Annotated in this window: 1 pseudogene; it reads left to right on the top strand. The window is 38.3% G+C overall.

Annotated features, from left to right (window positions below):
- Positions 1 to 91: 91 nt before the first annotated feature.
- Positions 92 to 1,193: pseudogene (locus QQK48_RS18475) on the top strand (IS4 family transposase).
- Positions 1,194 to 1,286: the final 93 nt, after the last annotated feature.

Raw genomic sequence — 1,286 nt, 5'->3', positions numbered from 1 at the left:
ACTCTTTATGTTTCACACTATTTTCATTCATAAAAAAATCCTTTATACTGAGCTTGGATGACTTATCCAAGACCAATACAAGGAACTTAATATGGATAAGTATAAAACAATTTCAGCTTTTAATAAATGGTTTTCGAATAAATTTCAAAAAAATTACCTTTTTCTATTCGTGAGAAAATTTCTCAAGCCGACAAGTATCATAAAAAATTTGCTTTTGAACACTTTTTTGAAGGTGTTTCTCTATGGCATCGATCATGAGTGTGAAAGTTTACGTGAAATGGATACGGCATTTGTTTCCCCTGATCTACAACAGACCATGGCGTTAGATGCCATCAGCCATTCGCAGCTTTCCCGTGAGCTCGCCCAGATGGATGACGAAATTTTGTGGGCGATTTTCGCACAGTTACTGGAAAAAGCACGGTCAAAAACACCGGTGACTAAACGAAATGCGCTCTATCTCGTGGATTCTTCCACTTTTTCGTTAAATACCACTCGGTACCCTTGGGCGGACTTTCGCTCAACCAAAGCAGGGATCAAGCTTCACTTAAAACTCTGTTTTATGGATAAAGAACACTTGTATCCGGATCAGTTTGAAGTCACGAATGCGGTTGAACATGATGACAATCACTTAGAAGTTTTTGTCAATCAACCGGAAGCGACCTATATCTTTGACGTGGTTATATTGATTACGAGCGACTGGATGAAATGGAAGCCGATGGCTATTTTTTCGTCACAAGAGTGAAGAAAAACACCAAAATCCATGTCCAGAAACTTATGAACCTTCTCAGAGTAAAAACATTTTGCGTGACCAAATGGTGGTGTTAGGTACTCAGGTTTATTTAACCTCCCCGTTTCGCTTAGTGACGATTCAGGATGAAAAGGAAAACAATTACGTTTTGTCACTAACCGTTTTGATGTGACCGCCCAAGAAGTGGCCGACATGTACAAAGCTCGTTGGCAAATTGAACTATTTTTAAGCACATCAAGCAACATATGACGATTAAAAAGCTATTTTCCCACAGTGAAAAAGGGGTAAGCAATCAAATCATTCTCGCCATGATTGCCAGTCTACTGACGTATTTACTCAAAGTGGAGACAGGAAGTAAGAAATCTCCTTTCAAATCAAGCGCCTATTGAAACACTTGCTTTTTCAACCTTTTGAAGAATTATGGGTGTTGCTCGTTCCTACGTGACGAAATAGCATTTGTCGTTGTTGCAATAGTATTCAGATAAATAATGAAAATTTTTTCTGGAAAAGTCATCCTTTGCGCAAGCATTTGATTTTT

It is taken from the genome of Demequina litorisediminis, assembly GCF_030161615.1.
In the GTDB taxonomy this organism is placed as follows: domain Bacteria; phylum Actinomycetota; class Actinomycetes; order Actinomycetales; family Demequinaceae; genus Demequina; species Demequina litorisediminis.
The sequence above is the reverse complement of the archived record's forward strand: the minus strand, read 5'-3'. Positions and strand labels throughout refer to the sequence as shown.